Genomic DNA, 16,462 nt, shown 5'->3' on the forward strand with positions numbered 1-16,462 from the left:
GATACCTCTCTAATCGAGACATATCGAGCAATTGACACTGTCGCCGCCACTATTAAACTCACTTCCAAGAAGGCAACCGATGATGAAACTCGCTTTTATGACGCAGCTACTTTTGCTTTGCTTAATAGCAGGATGCACTAGCAAAGAACAACAAGCGAAATATGACAAAGAGAAAGCTGAATGCGTTAGTCGATTGGAGGCGTTTACGCACATTGGATGCAAAGAATGCAACCTTAACGGGGACAATCCTTGGAAAGCAAACTCGAAGGCAAATTATCTCGATGCATTGGATGCATTAATCGTTGCCCAAACAACACCCGCAGGCAGCGACTATTACTGCTACAAAATGAAAAGCAGACTCAATATAGTGAGGCACACCATTCGAACAAAAGAGCCGAGCGAATATCGTGCAGAAGCAGAAGCTGAAAATACAGCGTTCGATGCTACACAGCAGGCTGGATCAGCCGAGTACGAAAAGAAAGCTGTGAAGCATATTCGTTCCGCTCCTGGTGTTGGCAATAGATACGACACATACATAATGAAAGACGGTACTACTCATACGTGCCGAACAAGCGTTACCGATGCTGGTAGAGCTGTGGACTGTAATTAAGTGGTAATGGACGCTGCAAGATTCCGTTCTAATCGTGACCTTCAAATGTCGCGGTCTCGTGTCGACATTAGTCAGCAGAAGATGCTTAGAGTTGTCTTTGACGAGCAGGGAAATTTTTATGTATCTCTGAAGAATACGGAACGGACAATTGATTAAGTTGAAGTGCTACGAACGTAGCAAGGGCAAACAAAAGAATTAACAGAACAAATTCAAAGAATTTAATGCTTTTTAGGGGCATGGGGTAGTTCAGGGCATACTCCCCCTAACCCCAAGAGATTGGGGGTTAGGTGGTCACCTTGTCTACCCCATAAGGCATGGGTATAGTTTTTTGTAACTCAATCTCCATCGCAGCTATCTGTTATGCAATCAACTGATCGAGGTCAGGTGCGTTGATTACATTCACTGGCACGGTCTGCGAAGCCTCTTGCGAGCCAACTCCACCGCTTGAAATATGCCAGAACCTTCTATTTCCAAACTCATCGCGCCCGAACGTTAGGGTACCGATAAAACGCGATGTACAAGATCATGAGCATACACTATTGCAACTCAATTGCATATAAGGGTTGTGAATATGTCTTTCTTATCCGGCAATATCTACATGGCGTGCTAACCTTTGACTACATATTAAATGAACGTCTTGTAATGTAGTCAATGGGGCAAAAATGACAAACGGCAAATACATCGCTTACTAAAGGGTAAGCACGCAAAAGCAAGGTGCGTCCGGTCTCGGCTTGGAAGCGCAACAGGCGGCGGTGGCGCAATACCTGAATGGAGGCGCATGGGAACTGATCACGGAATTTGTTGAGACTGAGACAGGCAAAGGAGCCGATGCGTTGGCAAAGCGTCCCCAACTTCGCGCTGCACTTGAGGCGTGCCGCAAGTCCGGTGCAAAGCTTTTGATCGCCAAGCTAGACCGGCTTGCCCGTAATGTTCATTTCATCACTGGCTTGATGGAGGCGTCACGCGGGAACGGCAAGAACGCCGTCAAATTCGTAGCGTGCGATATACCGGACGCCAACGACCTGACTATTCACTTGATGGCGGCATTCGCCGAGCATGAAGCGAGGCGCATCAGTGAGCGCACCAAAGACGCTTTGGCGATGGCTAAAAAACGTGGTGTAGTGCTTGGCGCTGCCGGTTCAGGCAACCTGAAACCTGATATCGAACGCCGCCAATCAGAGGCTGCGGCATTCGCTGAAAAACTTCGCGGCCAGGTGAAAGGCTTTGAGTTGCGGAGACTGACCCAGCGTCAAATGATTGTCGAGTTGAACGAGCTTGGCATCCGCACATCCAGGGGTGGCACCTGGTCCTTAATTCAATTGCAGCGGCTTTTGAATCGTCTGAACGGGCCGACAGCCCCTTAACTTAGCGGCCTGACTTATTGCGCGCTGAACTATGGCCTCTCTATTTGCGGCGCTTATTCGATATGCATAAGTTCTACTCGCCGTCAGGAATTGGTCAATCTCGAATCGCTGCCTTTACCTGTTCGACGGTAAGCCAGCGACGCGACGAATGCACAACCCTATGGCAGTTCGCACAAAGTAATGCAAGATCGGTAAGTTTTGTTTTGTCACCTTCTCTTAGCGTATGAACTGGTTTGGTATGGTGAACTTCAATAAGCCCAGCACCCACACTGCCATACTTTACTGAAAAGTCGAATTCACATGCTTCACAAACCAGCCGACCATGCTTCTTTAACGCTGCTTTCTTGCACTGTTCAACAAGTGTTCGGCTCCGCTCTCGAACACGATGTAGACGCGTGAGAACGCGTCCCTCTTCCGCCTCTTCGATGCCAGCTTCGTCTTCGCCGCCAAGTGTTCCAACTGGATTACTTTCCACAGTCAACCTGATAGCAGCGACAACGTCAAACAATCTCGCTGAGTCACCGGAAAATTCAGCCCATACGATTTCTTCATCCTTGTTTCCGCGAGTCAGTCCGACCTTGCCATCATTAGTGTAATCGGGATCGAAGCGCCGATAATTCATCAGCTTCATGTAGACCCCGTTTGCGTTACGGAATGTATCGGTAATGGGTCGACCGAGCGCTACGCTCAATCTGTTCAAGAATTCAGAAAGCTCCCCAACTTCCTCGCTATCTTTGCCAGGCGGAGATGCGCGATGACGTAGGTATAGGTCAAGCGCCAGAATCAATTCATCTCTGGACCATGCGACATTGCGGCGCGCTACGGGTATGCCCACCTCTTGTATCGCATTTGAAGTATCGGCTTTCAAACTATAAGCCCAGTTTTTAACTTCTACTTCCGTATTTCCCTGCAGTGCTTCTTTCCACAAGACATGCGCCTGCCCTGGTAGTTTTTCCGTTTCGCTAAGCACTTGATCAAATTCTGCATCTGTCCAGTTGCGAGACTGAGTTGCAGCCTGCATATCCGCAACTGGAAAAGACCATGTTCGGCCTTCTCTTCCCCAAGCTTTTTCAAAAGGAACCTGGGCAGCTAAGCCAAGTGGTGGAAAGCCAAGAATGTAGCAAGCCAAATCAATACGGGACTGTATGTTTCCGTGAACACGACCAAAGCGTTTCGCGTCACTGATGTCCATTACCTCTGCGGCATCGGCATTGGAAAAAACTGGAATAAGACCGTCATATTCTCTGGCCTGAAGTTTGAGCCACTGGATCAGTTTTTCTGTTCGGGCTTGTGTCTCGCTATCGACATAGGCGGGTGGCGAGTTAATTTCATTTTGCAATCCGAGAGTTCGTCGGGCGAACCATAGTGCGCGTACTGAGAATTCTTCTGGATGGTCTACGATAATTTGCTCATAAGATAAGTCTTCCAAGTCGGCATCGACCAAAGTCTGAAATCCTTGCGTGGGTTTTGCTCGACTTACGGCGGTTTCTGCGGCATCAATAAGGCCCCGATTTCTCAATTGTTCAAGCGTTCTGCCAGGATACTTTCCCTGCTGCCGCATTACCCCAACATACAGACTTACCGCTTGCACAATTTTCTGTTCAGCTGGCGATAGCTCGCTCACAGCTAATCCTGTTTTATCTTCGATCAGCTTTTTTGCTAGTTCGGATGCACGAGTTGAAATTGCGGCGACAACCTCGTTGGTCAGCCGGTTTAGTTTGCGCGCGTTTGCTTCGAACTGGCGTAAGTCTTCCCAATTGTTTAGATTGCGAACTGTCCGTGCAATTTTTTCGTCCATTTATTCCTGCCTAAATTAATTGCCGCTACCGCTAGGACTCCAACTATAGCTCTTTGAATAACTCTCTAAACTAGCGGGCGCAGAAAATTTTGCATACACTGAACGTTATGTTGTCCTGAAGCGCATCACTTAGGTGATGCACATTGACTCAATCTCGACACCAAGCGCTAGAAAAAATGCTTACAAATCATATGGTTATGAATTTCTTGCAACGACAGGTGCGATTCCACCTATCACCACCAAGAACATGTTTTCAGAGCAATCCGGAACATACAAAAACCCGCTTTCAGCCTCGGCCGATGCGGGTTTTTTGTTTTTTAATTTATTGCGGCCTCACGTTCAAACGAGGCCGCAATAAGAAGAAATACTATTAGCTATGTTTATGCTGCTGCGTACGCGCATAGCGCTCCAGCAATTCGAATATCCCCATCCCCGCCACCATCGCGATAACAAAAATAATCGTCTTGCTGTTGCCGATAATCAAAGAAGCCAGCGCCGGGCCGGGACAGTAACCAGCAAGCCCCCAACCTACACCGAAGGCAAGTCCGCCCAATACCAAACGGCGGTCTATCTGCGTTGCCTGTGGCAAACGTAATGCGCCACCCAACAGTGTCGTTGTCCGCTTTGCAGCAATGCGGAATGCAATCAGTCCCACCAGAATGGCTCCACCCATCACAAAAGCCAGCGAGGGATCCCACTTGCCACCGATATCCAGAAAACCGATCACCTTGGCCGGATTAGCCATGCCCGAAATAATCAGACCAAATCCAAAAATCAAACCAGCGAGCAATGCCATGACAATTTGCATACTCCGCTCCTTAAGCGATCAGATGTCGCACAATAAATACCGTTAAAAAGCCAGCTGCCATGAACGTCATGGTCGCCACCAGCGAACGCAGTGAAAGACGCGACAATCCGCAGACGCCATGCCCACTCGTACAGCCATAACCGTAGCGCGTGCCTATCCCTACCAATAATCCAGCTATGACCAGTGTCACGAAATCGGCATCGATATGTGCATCCGGTAAAGGTTTGAATAGAGCAAACACAAGCGGTGCCAAGATCAAACCAATCAGGAAGGCAATGCGCCAGGACATATCGCCCTTCACCGGTCGCAACAAGCCACCCAAAATGCCGCTGATACCGGCGATCTTGCCGTTGAATAATATGAACGATGCCGCAGCAAGGCCGATCAGCAATCCGCCCAATAGCGAACTCCACGGCGTAAAGTGCACCCAGTCGATAGTCATTATTTTTTCCTTTTGCCAGTAGTACAGTACTGCTGGTACAACACATCAATCACTGCCATCGCTTCCGTACTGGCGATGCTGTAATAAATCTGTTTGCCTTCACGCCGCGTATTGACCAACTGCTCTTCGCGCAATACGGTCAACTGCTGCGATAAAGTCGGTTGCCGTATGCCCGTCACGACTTCCAGCTCACTCACGCAGTATTCGCTTTCGCACAACTGGCAAAGCAGCAGCAATCTATCCGGATTCGATAAAGTCTTAAGCAAACTGCATGCCTTGGAAGCTGCCTTCTGCAACGATTCCAAATCAACCTCTTCTTTTGTACTCATCTACATTACTCATTTGCGCACAAAACAATATGCATTATTTTAATATATATTTTTATATATTATAAGATAAAAAATAGTGCGCTATTTCACGCGCGACTGCTGAAAACATACGCAACAATGGTTCATAGCTGCGCGCATCCTTTGTTGGCCTTATTGTGTTTTCTGGAGGCAGCTATTTTTTTCGCCGCTTCAGCGAATGCATTATCAAGATAACCACCATACAAGCCAGCAATATCGCCACCGACTATCGGTGCCGTCAGCAAACATCCCGCAGCATCAAGAAAGAGAACAGTAGGCGCAGCATGAATTTTGTAGCTCTTGGCTATGCTGCGATGATTGCCCCATGAATGATCAAAATTCACAACAGCCTGCGTTCCCGTCACATCCACTTCACGGATGACAGGACGCTCCTTGACACGAGCATCACGCAACAAGGGCAATAGATAGTTGTTCCGCACGACATGGCAAAACGAGCAACCAGGCAACGTGAAGAAGAGAATGATGGGCTTGCCCTGACGTTGAGCTTGCGTGCTGTCGCGCGATAGATCGGTCAACATCGGCACCGCCATCACTTTATTAGCGGCGACGACATGGCCGTTCAACATGAGGCCAAGCAACAGCACCGAGAGAATACGCAAACTCATTTTCACATCCTAATTTTGCTGGGCGAAACGTCCGATATCATCGAAGTCTTCATCAAAGATTTCCCCGATATCTATACGCCTCAGCACTCCTCGCTTATCGAATACATAGTTGACTGGCAAACCTTTGCGTTTACCGAGCACACGTTCCAGTGCCAGATAGTCAGTCGTAACTGGATGAGTAAGGTGGTATTTCTCTACCCACTTCAGTGCTTTCGTTTTTTGGTCTGCATCACCGACTTCAATATTGACGCCAATGACGATCAATTTATCTGCGTTCTCTCGATACAGCTTTTGCAGCTTGGGAGCTTCATTCGCGCAGAAAGGGCAATAGGAAGCGAAGTAACTGAGCACAACAACCTTGCCACGCAAACTGGCAGGCGTGATCGTTTTTCCATCCAGAGTAGTCAATGTCGGCAACACCGGCGTGTCACCGGGGCGCACATCAGCAGCGTGCGCCCATCCGGCAGATAAAAAGGACACCAGAACGAACAGACGGGATAAGGGCAACATCAAACGATTACGCATGCTGCACACCTTGAGTGTATGAAATTAATAGCATGACACAAGGTATGCAATCATGCCTCACATCAGTACTTGGGAAAATACAGCTTGCTCTTGTCCAACTTGTAGCTCCACGGCAGATTCGCATTCTTCCACCCGTTTACTACGCGTTGCCCTGCCTGCGGCCCTGTTTTTGCCACATCGCCTTCAAATCCATCAACCACGGTATACACCTTGCTGTAACCAAGATCTGACAGCAGATTGGCGGCACGCGAACTGCGATCACCTGAGCGACAAATCAGAATCACCGTATCGTCTTTACCTAAACCGCTTGCACTTATGCGACGTGCCAACTCCGGTCCGAAGTCACTATTCACATCGAGTTTGAAGCGGCCGTTCTTGTCGTCCCACGGTGCATCGTCCGGATGCTCAACATATGGAATGTTCGCATCAACGATAGTCGGCATACCAACGTAGGACACTTCCCCACGCGTACGTACATCAACGAAATAAGCTTTTGTACCCAACTGCTGTTTGAATGCATAAGCTTCTTTGGCATCGAGATACAAACCTGCCTTGGTTTGCTTGATATCCGGTACTTGCGCAGCATCAAAGGCAAATGCGGATACACAGCTAGCGCTCAGCAACAGAGCTGCAAGAATTTTTTTCATGTCAGCTCAGTCTTAGTTAGCGATACCAGGATTACCATCCATGCCAATAATCTTCGGCGTGTTCAGCTTGCGCGGTGTAACGACCTTGTTCGTGCGCAGCCACTGCGCTACGACGTCCCATACCGGCTCGCCTGACGCACCTTCGGCAACCGGTGCCCAACCAGCGACCTTATAGGTCTTGCTGGCATCAATCAGCTTACCGTCGAGGCGCATGTCTTGAATACGCCCACCCATTTTTTGCTTAGGCTCTATCGTGTAGCTCATGCCACCAACACGCACCATATCGCCACCCTGTTGGTAATACGGATCAGGATTGAACAAATTATCGGCGACGTCTTCGAGGATGGTTTTGATCGTCGCGCCATTCATTTCCGTCAGTGTGCTGTACGAATACGTGGTCGCGGTTTGATCCATCAGATGTTCCATCAGGATAGGACTATCCGGCAACAGAGATGTGCCCCAACGGAAGCCCGGAGAGAATGCAATGTCCGCACCTTTGACATCCATCAAGGCATCAACGATCAATTGATCGAAGGTGCCATTGAAATTGCCACGACGGTACAAGGTACCTTCCGTCATCGCAAGTTTTTCATTGAGCTTGGATTCATACGGCGCACGTATCTTCGTGATCAATGCATCCATATTCTTGTCGGCTGGCAGGAAGTTCGAGAACACTGGCAACAAACGATATTTATAACCTTGTACCTTGCCGCCACGCACATCGAAATCGAGTACGCCGAGGAATTTGCTGTTGCTGCCGGCATTCGTTACCAGTGTCTTGCCGCCTGGATTGCTGACGATCACCGGTGTCGGGATACCGTCATGCGTATGACCGCCCATGATGGCATCGATGCCACGTACGCGCGACGCCATCTTCAGATCGACGTCCATACCGTTATGTGACAACACGACGACGACCTTGGCACCTTTGCTGCGCGCCTCATCCACCATCTTTTGCATATTCTCTTCCTGAATGCCGAAGCTCCATTCAGGCACCAGATAACGCGGATTGGCGATAGGTGTATATGGGAAAGCCTGACCGATAATCGCGATCTGCACGCCGTTCATTTCTTTCAAAACGTACGGAGGGAATACCGGATCACCGAAGTCTGTCGTCTTGATATTTTGCGCGACAAAATCGACCTTGCCCTTAAAGTCTTTCTCGACGATTTCCTTGACGCGCTTGTCGCCCAAAGTCATTTCCCAGTGCGCCGTCATCACATCAACACCCAGCTCCAGACAGGCATCAACCATGTCTTGACCATTGGTCCACAAAGCCGTTGCCGAACCCTGCCATGTATCGCCACCATCAAGCAGCAATGCGCCAGGACGCCCCGCTTTCATGCGTTTAACCAGTGTTGAAAGATGCGCGAAGCCACCGACCTTGCCGTAAGTTTGCGCAGCTTTTTCAAAATTCAAATAGCTGAATGCATACGCTTCCGGCGTGTTCGGCTTGAGGCCGATTTGCTTGAGCAATTGTTCACCAACCAGATGCGGCAGACGACCAACCGCGTCACCTATGCCAAGATTGACATTAGGCTCGCGGAAATAAATCGGCTTCAGCTGCGCATGGCAATCAGTGAAGTGTAAAAAGTGGACATTGCCAAAACGTGGCACGTCGTAGAGCTTGGAAGCAGATGGTGCAGCCAGTGCGCCCTTGGCGTCGAGCAGCATGCCGCCAGCGGCCGCAATACCCATGACCTGAATGAACTCGCGACGATTCAACCCCATGTTATTCCTCTAATGTATTCGGTAGATAGCCTCACCGTTCTTGCTGTGCGCAAGCGATGGGACAAGACAAAGAAACGAGCATCGAAGCTGCGCCATGAATCTGCGCGTCTTCGATGCTCTGATCGTATTACTTGTTGACGGGTGAAGCCGGATCCAGCAACAAGGCCATTACGTCCTTGATTTGCTTTTCTTGCAGGATGCCGTTGTGGCCGAAGCGCGGCATGTTCGAACATGCAGTGAAGGCTTGAGCGTTATAAATCTTGGCCCAGGTGTACTTCAGCATGTCTTCGCTTTGACCGCGTATCTTGCCGTATTGATAGAGAGACGGGCCGATATTGCCGAACGAAATTTCCGCTTTGCCGATTTGATGACAGGCATAGCAGTTACCGCCGTTCACGCTACCAATTGCATCAGACGATTGCATGCCGCGACCGTTCTGTGCAATTTTCTCGCCTTCTTTCCAATCGCCGAGATACTTACCATCCGCTGGATATTTCACCAGTTTCATTTGCTCAGCTTCCAGTGCGGCTGCTTTATCCTTAGGTACGTCGCTCGGATATTCGCTACACAATTTCTGTGCATCGTCCTGATTGAGCATGCGCTCCATCGTTGCCGGACCTTTGGATTTGAAGTCAGACTTCAACATAGCAACAGTGTCTTTGTCATAGTCACTATTCGCTGCCACTGTTGCGCAACCGGCGATGATTGCCGCCGATGCCAATAAGATGCCAATTTTTTTCATATCGCCTCCTTATCGTTTCAGCGCTGGGCCGTTATAGACGCCACCATCGGCATTTTTCGCGAGGAACATCGTCACTGCAGTGATGACATCCGAGCCATAAAGCGGCTCAGGGAAGCGCTGCTGACGGAAGCAATCGTTCAAGCGATGCTGCATGGTGCGCACCTCGCCTTGCGATACGCGATATGCCGGCCAGGTTGTGTAAGCAGCCTGTGCATTGCTCTTGTTCAGCAGATTAGGAAGGTCTTGCAATCGTATGCGTTGATTGTCGACCGAGTGGCAAGTTGCACACGCGAAGTCATGCGAGCCGGCACGGTAGAAGAAAACTTTCTTGCCGATTTCGTAAGCACGTTTTTCTTCCGGATGCGAAGTCGACACCGACATTTTCATGCCTCTCGATTCGGAAGTAATGTAGGCCACGATAGGCTCGATCTCAGAAGGCTTACCAGCAGAGCCAAACGGCATTTTCACCGCTTGTTCACGTGTCAAACCTTGCAAGTTCATGCGGCAATAGATCAGGCGCTGTTCAAGATCCATGACCTTGTTGGCATCCTTGAAGTAACGCGGCAATTCAGCATAAGCGCCTTTGAGTACACCAGGCCCTTTACCAAGATCGCATTGCTCCAGGCTGACATTCTTTGGCCCTGCCTTCATGCGCCACAATTCTTCGCCGCGCATTTCCCACAACTCGGCAGGATTACCATCAGCCAGCAATTGACGATACTTTGCAATCTCGTCCGTTGCCGACCCTTGAGCCATTGCAGATGCAGCCATGCTCATTGCGATCGCTGCTAAAAGATATAAGCCTCTATGTCTCATTACGCCCTCCTTAAAATAAAGTGGATGCGGTCTATGCCGCATTCATGTCACTCGGGTACGACTGCTCCCGTTTAATTTGCGTATGACTAGCTTCAGGAAACTACTGCTTCATCGGTACGGCTATCACCCATATTGTCGGTCCAGGTGATGGTGATCTTGTCGCCTTTTGCGCCGCCTTTGAATTTGAACGACAGGAACGGATCCTTGGAGATCGAAGTACCCATCAATGAATCCAGTACAACCTTGTCGTTGCACTTGGCAACCAGCGTCTGAATGAAGTGCGCAGGAACCAGCTTGCCTGCTGCATCTTTGCGTTGACCTGTTTCCATATCATGACGCATCAAGACCTTCACTTCTACGACGTCGCCGCTTGCATTCGCGCGAATGCGCATCGGATTTCCCATGATAATTTCCTCAAAAATTGGTATAGATATACAGCGTGCTCAGTGCAGATTACTTAACCGCCGCAGCCGCCGAGAGTAACTTTGATCTCTTTGCTAGCGATCAGCCACTTGCCATTTGCTTTTACCAGCGCGTGCACATTCGATGTACCGCCCATCTTCACGCGGGTGCTGATGTTTGCTTCAGTACCTGCAGGGATAGTGAACGTAGCTGACAATGGCGTAGGATTTTTCTCGACCAGAATGGCCATGAATTCCGTGTTCGGCACATTGCTCGAAACCGACACTGGAACCACTGCACCGTTTTCTGCGATATCAGGACCGTTGACAGCGATGTCTGTGCTGATTGCTGCTTTATCGGCACCCAAGGCTGCCAATGCTTCTTGCAGGGATTTTGCATCGAAGCCGCTAGACTTCCAGTCTGCAGCCAGTACGTCTGTAGGCTTCAACAAACCTGCGCTGATAGCCAGGCCGAGTACGGTTGCAATGCGCAACGCGTCGCGTCTATTTTGATTCATTAGATTCTCCTCTTGAAAAATGGATGCCATCTCAACTGCTGATGGCACGATCATCATTTACTTCACTTGCGCCAGCGCCTTCGACAGACGATCTTTGTTCATGACGAAGCTCTTCGACAGCTTGTCTGCTTCGGCTTTTGCTGCGTCCAGATTCGTTGGCTTACCGACCTGAATCACACCCGCCATGCCCATGGTTTTATGAGGATCGCAGACATAAACATACACGCCATCTTGCGTCAGTGACACAACAATTTCTTCATCCATTTTGCCTTTCCACTCTTTGGCACCTGCTGGTACTAAAGTGGAAGCGCTGTTGTGCGCTGCATCAGCCTTGATGAATTTAACTGTGTCGCCCTTCTCCGCTTTCAGAAAAGTAGGCTCGAAGGACATCATGCCGTCCTTGCCGTTATTAACCATTTTTACTTGATGTTCTGCTGCCGACACGCCCAACGAAAACAATGCCAAAGTCACAGCGCTTACTAATTTGTACATGCATCTCTCCAATTTCTAGTTCTAGTTAAATCAAATTTTTACTGACTGTGTTTACAGATAACAGTCAGCGTTCCACCAACCTTATTTCGCGCCGTTCAAGATCCAGGCAACCAGCGTTTTAATATCGTCATCCTTGACATGTGCTTGCGCCGGCATAGGTATCGGCCCCCATGTGCCAGTGCTACCGTTTTTTATCTTGGCCGCCAATGCTGCCGTTGCTCCGGCATCGCCTTTGTACTTGGCGGCGATTTCATTGAAGCCTGGGCCTATGATCTTGTTGTTAACACCATGGCAGGCAACGCAAGCGTACTGCTTGGCGATGGCAAGTCCATCCGGTTTAGCAGGTGCTGCAGGCTTGGCCGGTGCAGCGAGTGCCAACTTCTGATCTTTGGAAACAGAAGAAATCGGTGTAGTCGAAGGCGGCTTGGTAGTATCAACACCACGTACTTCACCGAAGGGACGGTTCTGCTCCTGAATATTGCCGTGTGCATTTCTGGATGGTGCAGGCAGCGTCGAACGAACATCGCTGCTGACCGGGCAATCCTTCATGCATGCAACGCTCTTCACATCCGGTTTGCCTTTGACATCCCACATGCCGTGCTTTTGCGTCATGCCATTACGATTCGGCATCAGCTGTTGCACTTCGGCGATGTTCTTGTCCGACAGAACAAAATCGTCAGGCAGAATTTCTGACATGTTCAAGATGTAAGCCGTCACCGCGTAGACTTCTTCCGTCGTCAGCGACTTCGGTGCAGTCCACGGCATTGCGCGATTGATGTAATCCCACAAGGTCGATACCGTTGCGACTTTCATCATCGTGGTACGTTGCGGCTGCTTGTTGGTAGTCAATGCAGCAACGTGACCCGTCTTCATATCTTCTTTGGTAGTGCCACCAACGATAGGCGTGAAGACTTCATTCGATTCACCGAAGGTACCGTGACAGGAGGCGCACTTGCCTTCCCATACAATCATGCCTTTGGAAACCGAACCTGATCCTTTAGGCAAACCCTTGAAATCAGGACGCACATCGATGTCCCACGCTGCGATTTCTTTTTCAGTTGCAGTACGGCCAATGTTTGAATAAGCAGTTTGTGCAAAGGCAATCGCGCCCGTTGCTGCCAGCGCCAGCGCGACGACAGTTTTAGTAAACCTGGACATTCGACACCTCTCCGGATTCCGACACTTTCCAGGACTGGATAGCGTTGTTGTGATAAATGGAGCGCGTGCCGCGCACTTCGCGTAGTTCATTGATTTTTGGTTGCACGTAACCGGTCTCGTCTATCGCGCGCGATTGCAATACGACTGGCGAGCCGTCCCACGTCCAATTGATATTGAAACGTGTCAGGCACTTGGTATTGATCGGCCCTTCCAGTCGTGCCGTACGCCAGTTACGTCCACCATCGACAGACACATCAACGCGCTTGATCTTGCCGCGACCCGACCATGCCAAACCTGTGATGTTGTAGAAGCCTTTATCCAGCAGCATCTGACCGGCAGATGGTGTGGTGATGACCGATTTGCATTCCTGGATTGATGTGTACTGACGGTACATGCCATCCGGCATTGCATCGATGTAGTGAATCGCTTCGTCTTTGGTCGCGTAAGGCATATCACCTACTTCGATACGACGCAGCCATTTGACCCATGACACGCCTTGCACGCCAGGTACAACCAAACGCAGCGGATAACCATTCTCAGGGCGCAGCATTTCGCCGTTCATGCCCCATGCGACGATGACATCGTCCAAGGCTCTATCCATGCTGATGGTGCGCGTCATGCTGGAACCATCTGCACCTTCGGCGAGGACGAACTTGCCATTCTTCTTGTCGTAACCGCAGTCTTCCAGCAATACCGATAAAGGGACACCGGTAAATTCGCAGCAGCTCAACATGCCATGCGAATACTGCACGGAAGGAACGGCGACATTGCCCCACTCCATCGCGGTATTGGCACCACACTCGATGAAGTGCATGCGCGACACAGACGGCAGGCGCATCAAGTCATCCATTGTGTAAACTTTTGGATTCTTGACCAGGCCATTGATCATGAAACGATGCTTGCTCGGATCGATGTCATGCCAACCTTGATGATGACGCTCGAAGTGCAAACCGCTAGGCGTGATGATGCCGAACAAGCCTTGCAGCGGCGCGAACGAAACCGAAGCGGCAGACACACGCGTCAGCCCCGGCGATTCGCGGCGCATCAGATTTTTTTCGTATTTGGATGGAACACCGTAACCGTTGGTTGCTACAGGTTGACCCAACGTCGTGGAATGTTCAGGCAGATTCAGGATGTTCGGATCACCGTCACCGACTGCCGATCCAGTCTGTGCAAATGAAACACCACTTGCCATTGCAGCACTCGCTGCGAGAAAACTTTTACGCAGAAAACCCCTGCGCTCTTCACTCAAACCTTGGGATGTAATTTCCTGGGCCAATACAGGATCCACGAAATTCTCTGGCGCGCGCACTATGCGGCCCGCCTTTAGCGCCTCTTTAGTCATCCATCGTCTCCTGCTGCAATTTCGTTTAATTATGTGCCTATATAACTATATGCGCATATACGGAATATTAGAAACGTTTTTTTATTTTTTTAAATTATCTACTGGCGATGCGACGTGTTGTAGCCACGACTGGCAGTTCAACTACCGGTGACTGCACGCCTATCTGGGCAGCGACTCGACCGCATACAGACTTGCACAAATCGACGGTCTTTTCGTCATCGACGCGGTAATACACTTGCGTACCATCTTTGCGACGCGCCAGAATTTTTGCGCGGTACAACATATTGATTTGGCGCGACACATTCGCTTGTGTCGATTCGACTTCGTTGACGATATCGCCAACTGAACGTTCGCCATTACACACTGCGTACAAAATCTTCAGGCGAGTCGGCTCACAGAGCAAAGAAAAATAGTTTGCTACTTCTTCAAACAGCACACTCATCTCTTCTTTGTTGAAATTTTTATCCACGACTTGCACCTAAAAATAAATAATAAAAACAGATAGTTCGTTCACTATACACATGCAACGTTAACACTACTGCTTCATCACTGCACTTAAAAAAACTGCCGAGTTAGCAATAACCCGGCAGGCTGATTACGGCTTGATGTAAGCGTAACCTTCTTGTATTTGCAAACGTGCCACTTCAGCCACGCCAGAAGGAACAATGGTTGCCTCCTGGATTACTTGGCTCTTGTCGATTTTGCGTGTTTCCAAAGTATTGTTGCAAACCCGGAATTGCACATTGCGATTAACCAGTTCCTGCACGACTGCATCGTAAGGATTACCGTTTTTGTTCTTTGCGCCTTCCAGCAAAAAGTCGATGCCAGGGCCATGTGTCACGACGATAATTTTCGCTTTAGGACTGGCATTCAAATGATTGCGGATATTGTTCAAGGCAGCGGTAGCAACAGAGCTATCGTTGATGTGATACACCACCTTCTCTTCACGCTCGGCGGCACCAGCAGCTGTCATACCGACAGTTGCACATAAAAGTAACAGGAATGCTACGCGGATCATTTTCATCATCGTCTCCAAAATTAGAATTATCGTCTAGCCAATCAGCTTAAGGCTTATCCAGACTTTCTTTTTCCATCAAAATATAGGTGCCGTAGGCATTGAGCCGATTGGCTTGATCAAATGCCGGATATTTTTCAAACCCGGACCAATCAACCTTGCCGTACGCTTCATCAAACGGTACCAGATCCGCTACTGCATCACCCATTTTTTGTCGTAAAAAAATCAGGTAATCGCGCGTCAACTGCATATCCTTCATAGGCGCATGCGACATTTTTCCATGCCCCGGAACAACCATCGCTGGCTTGACTTCCAACATACGATCCAGTGCTTGCAGCCAGACCTTGCTATTCGCTTCGCCGACAAACGGAATGCGGCCAGTGAAGAATAGATCGCCAGCAAACAAGACTTTATCTTCATCTACGTACAGCATGATGTCTTCCGGCGAATGTGCACCGCTGGAATCGATAATGCGGAAATGCATGCCGCCCATTTCAAACGACAGCACTTTGGCATCTTTAAAACTGAGCCAGCGATCTGCCGGGATCAAACGTGTATTTTCATTCACCCATGGCGCAAGATCGGTGCGCCGCTGCTTGAGTCGTTCTTGCGTCAAATCCGAATTCAGTGTGGCGCGTGCATTCTCGTGCGCCCAGACTTCTGCACCTTGTGCCTTGAATGCCTGCAAGCCGTAGAAATGATCTGCGTGGTAGTGACTAATGATCACGCGCTTCACCGGCTGCGGTGTAATCCGCTTGATCGCCTTCAGCATCGCTACACCCAAGGCTGGCGTTGCCAATGCATCGAAAACGACTACGCCATCTTTCGTGACAACAAAACCGGCATTCGACATGAAGCCTTTGTTGGCCGCGCTCGCCATCCCGGCCGTGCCCTGGAAGTAATACACATGCGGCGATATTTTTATCGGACGTAGCGTAATTTCTTCTGCGACTGCTGCACGTGTACACAACAGTGTCAGTGCGATAAACAGAAAACCATAAACCTTGGTATAGCGCTGCATGTCTTCTCCGTACTATGCGTATCTGCCTAAATACGTATAAATTAATTATATAGTTA

Annotated in this window: 19 protein-coding genes and 1 pseudogene; 2 read left to right on the forward strand and 18 right to left on the reverse strand. The window is 49.5% G+C overall.

The features are described 5' to 3' along the window. Window positions 1–79: 79 nt before the first annotated feature. Window positions 80–610 (forward strand): hypothetical protein, encoded by a 531-nt coding sequence (locus AC07N2_RS01540; RefSeq protein WP_494776705.1) that lies wholly within the window; start codon window positions 80–82, stop codon window positions 608–610. A gap of 704 nt (window positions 611–1,314) precedes the next feature. Continuing rightward, window positions 1,315–1,974, forward strand: a pseudogene (locus AC07N2_RS01545) (recombinase family protein); the annotation flags it as partial. 94 nt (window positions 1,975–2,068) lie between these two features. Here the strand turns inward: AC07N2_RS01545 and AC07N2_RS01550 are convergent. The 18 genes from AC07N2_RS01550 to AC07N2_RS01635 form a co-directional block, all read right to left on the reverse strand. Beyond that, on the reverse strand, window positions 2,069–3,772 hold the full coding sequence (locus tag AC07N2_RS01550) for an HNH endonuclease (protein ID WP_494776706.1): 1,704 nt from the start codon (window positions 3,770–3,772) through the stop codon (window positions 2,069–2,071). A gap of 370 nt (window positions 3,773–4,142) precedes the next feature. Beyond that, window positions 4,143–4,580, reverse strand: a complete 438-nt coding sequence (locus tag AC07N2_RS01555) for a YeeE/YedE family protein (protein WP_494776707.1) — start codon at window positions 4,578–4,580, stop codon at window positions 4,143–4,145. 10 nt (window positions 4,581–4,590) lie between these two features. Continuing rightward, window positions 4,591–5,022: a YeeE/YedE family protein gene (locus tag AC07N2_RS01560; RefSeq protein ID WP_494776708.1), complete on the reverse strand. Its 432-nt coding sequence runs from the start codon at window positions 5,020–5,022 to the stop codon at window positions 4,591–4,593. Then, complete coding sequence (locus AC07N2_RS01565; RefSeq protein ID WP_494776709.1) at window positions 5,022–5,351, reverse strand: ArsR/SmtB family transcription factor; 330 nt, start codon at window positions 5,349–5,351, stop codon at window positions 5,022–5,024. Before AC07N2_RS01565 ends, AC07N2_RS01560 begins: the two co-directional genes overlap by 1 nt. A 122-nt stretch (window positions 5,352–5,473) precedes the next feature. After that, window positions 5,474–5,995 (reverse strand): thioredoxin family protein, encoded by a 522-nt coding sequence (locus tag AC07N2_RS01570; protein ID WP_494776710.1) that lies wholly within the window; start codon window positions 5,993–5,995, stop codon window positions 5,474–5,476. A 9-nt stretch (window positions 5,996–6,004) separates the two neighbouring features. Continuing rightward, window positions 6,005–6,520, reverse strand: a complete 516-nt coding sequence (locus AC07N2_RS01575) for a TlpA disulfide reductase family protein (RefSeq protein ID WP_494776711.1) — start codon at window positions 6,518–6,520, stop codon at window positions 6,005–6,007. A gap of 62 nt (window positions 6,521–6,582) precedes the next feature. After that, on the reverse strand, window positions 6,583–7,167 hold the full coding sequence (locus tag AC07N2_RS01580) for a rhodanese-like domain-containing protein (RefSeq protein ID WP_494776712.1): 585 nt from the start codon (window positions 7,165–7,167) through the stop codon (window positions 6,583–6,585). Window positions 7,168–7,179: 12 nt separating this feature from the next. Beyond that, window positions 7,180–8,892, reverse strand: a complete 1,713-nt coding sequence (gene soxB, locus AC07N2_RS01585; RefSeq protein ID WP_494778092.1) for a thiosulfohydrolase SoxB — start codon at window positions 8,890–8,892, stop codon at window positions 7,180–7,182. Window positions 8,893–9,025: 133 nt separating this feature from the next. After that, complete coding sequence (gene soxX / locus AC07N2_RS01590; protein ID WP_494776713.1) at window positions 9,026–9,640, reverse strand: sulfur oxidation c-type cytochrome SoxX; 615 nt, start codon at window positions 9,638–9,640, stop codon at window positions 9,026–9,028. A 9-nt stretch (window positions 9,641–9,649) separates the two neighbouring features. Continuing rightward, window positions 9,650–10,456, reverse strand: coding sequence for a sulfur oxidation c-type cytochrome SoxA (soxA, locus tag AC07N2_RS01595; protein WP_494776714.1), 807 nt, complete (start codon window positions 10,454–10,456; stop codon window positions 9,650–9,652). A gap of 92 nt (window positions 10,457–10,548) precedes the next feature. Further along, on the reverse strand, window positions 10,549–10,860 hold the full coding sequence (soxZ, locus tag AC07N2_RS01600) for a thiosulfate oxidation carrier complex protein SoxZ (RefSeq protein ID WP_494776715.1): 312 nt from the start codon (window positions 10,858–10,860) through the stop codon (window positions 10,549–10,551). A gap of 53 nt (window positions 10,861–10,913) precedes the next feature. After that, the gene (soxY, locus tag AC07N2_RS01605; protein ID WP_076594043.1) at window positions 10,914–11,375 is read right to left on the reverse strand and encodes a thiosulfate oxidation carrier protein SoxY; all 462 of its coding nucleotides are present in this window, start codon (window positions 11,373–11,375) and stop codon (window positions 10,914–10,916) included. A gap of 57 nt (window positions 11,376–11,432) precedes the next feature. Further along, the gene (locus tag AC07N2_RS01610) at window positions 11,433–11,867 is read right to left on the reverse strand and encodes a pseudoazurin (RefSeq protein WP_494776716.1); all 435 of its coding nucleotides are present in this window, start codon (window positions 11,865–11,867) and stop codon (window positions 11,433–11,435) included. 81 nt (window positions 11,868–11,948) lie between these two features. Next, the gene (locus tag AC07N2_RS01615; protein WP_494776717.1) at window positions 11,949–13,025 is read right to left on the reverse strand and encodes a c-type cytochrome; all 1,077 of its coding nucleotides are present in this window, start codon (window positions 13,023–13,025) and stop codon (window positions 11,949–11,951) included. Continuing rightward, window positions 13,009–14,370, reverse strand: coding sequence for a sulfite dehydrogenase (soxC, locus tag AC07N2_RS01620; RefSeq protein WP_494776718.1), 1,362 nt, complete (start codon window positions 14,368–14,370; stop codon window positions 13,009–13,011). Before soxC ends, AC07N2_RS01615 begins: the two co-directional genes overlap by 17 nt. Before the next feature lie 94 nt (window positions 14,371–14,464). Then, window positions 14,465–14,839: an ArsR/SmtB family transcription factor gene (locus AC07N2_RS01625; RefSeq protein WP_231949311.1), complete on the reverse strand. Its 375-nt coding sequence runs from the start codon at window positions 14,837–14,839 to the stop codon at window positions 14,465–14,467. A 126-nt stretch (window positions 14,840–14,965) separates the two neighbouring features. Then, complete coding sequence (locus AC07N2_RS01630; protein ID WP_494778093.1) at window positions 14,966–15,394, reverse strand: DsrE family protein; 429 nt, start codon at window positions 15,392–15,394, stop codon at window positions 14,966–14,968. 40 nt (window positions 15,395–15,434) lie between these two features. Beyond that, window positions 15,435–16,406 (reverse strand): MBL fold metallo-hydrolase, encoded by a 972-nt coding sequence (locus AC07N2_RS01635; RefSeq protein ID WP_494776719.1) that lies wholly within the window; start codon window positions 16,404–16,406, stop codon window positions 15,435–15,437. Window positions 16,407–16,462: the final 56 nt, after the last annotated feature.

Source organism: Herminiimonas sp. GW821-FHT09C12 (genome assembly GCF_059416385.1).

Coding starts and splice junctions, on each gene's coding strand:
- AC07N2_RS01540 (WP_494776705.1), top strand. CDS start 80: ATGATGAAACTCGCTTTTATGACGCAGCTACTTTTGCTTTGCTTAATA.
- AC07N2_RS01550 (WP_494776706.1), bottom strand. CDS start 3,772: ATGGACGAAAAAATTGCACGGACAGTTCGCAATCTAAACAATTGGGAA.
- AC07N2_RS01555 (WP_494776707.1), bottom strand. CDS start 4,580: ATGCAAATTGTCATGGCATTGCTCGCTGGTTTGATTTTTGGATTTGGT.
- AC07N2_RS01560 (WP_494776708.1), bottom strand. CDS start 5,022: ATGACTATCGACTGGGTGCACTTTACGCCGTGGAGTTCGCTATTGGGC.
- AC07N2_RS01565 (WP_494776709.1), bottom strand. CDS start 5,351: ATGAGTACAAAAGAAGAGGTTGATTTGGAATCGTTGCAGAAGGCAGCT.
- AC07N2_RS01570 (WP_494776710.1), bottom strand. CDS start 5,995: ATGAGTTTGCGTATTCTCTCGGTGCTGTTGCTTGGCCTCATGTTGAAC.
- AC07N2_RS01575 (WP_494776711.1), bottom strand. CDS start 6,520: ATGCGTAATCGTTTGATGTTGCCCTTATCCCGTCTGTTCGTTCTGGTG.
- AC07N2_RS01580 (WP_494776712.1), bottom strand. CDS start 7,167: ATGAAAAAAATTCTTGCAGCTCTGTTGCTGAGCGCTAGCTGTGTATCC.
- soxX (WP_494776713.1), bottom strand. CDS start 9,640: ATGAAAAAAATTGGCATCTTATTGGCATCGGCGGCAATCATCGCCGGT.
- soxA (WP_494776714.1), bottom strand. CDS start 10,456: ATGAGACATAGAGGCTTATATCTTTTAGCAGCGATCGCAATGAGCATG.
- soxZ (WP_494776715.1), bottom strand. CDS start 10,860: ATGGGAAATCCGATGCGCATTCGCGCGAATGCAAGCGGCGACGTCGTA.
- soxY (WP_076594043.1), bottom strand. CDS start 11,375: ATGAATCAAAATAGACGCGACGCGTTGCGCATTGCAACCGTACTCGGC.
- AC07N2_RS01610 (WP_494776716.1), bottom strand. CDS start 11,867: ATGTACAAATTAGTAAGCGCTGTGACTTTGGCATTGTTTTCGTTGGGC.
- AC07N2_RS01615 (WP_494776717.1), bottom strand. CDS start 13,025: ATGTCCAGGTTTACTAAAACTGTCGTCGCGCTGGCGCTGGCAGCAACG.
- soxC (WP_494776718.1), bottom strand. CDS start 14,370: ATGACTAAAGAGGCGCTAAAGGCGGGCCGCATAGTGCGCGCGCCAGAG.
- AC07N2_RS01630 (WP_494778093.1), bottom strand. CDS start 15,394: ATGAAAATGATCCGCGTAGCATTCCTGTTACTTTTATGTGCAACTGTC.
- AC07N2_RS01635 (WP_494776719.1), bottom strand. CDS start 16,406: ATGCAGCGCTATACCAAGGTTTATGGTTTTCTGTTTATCGCACTGACA.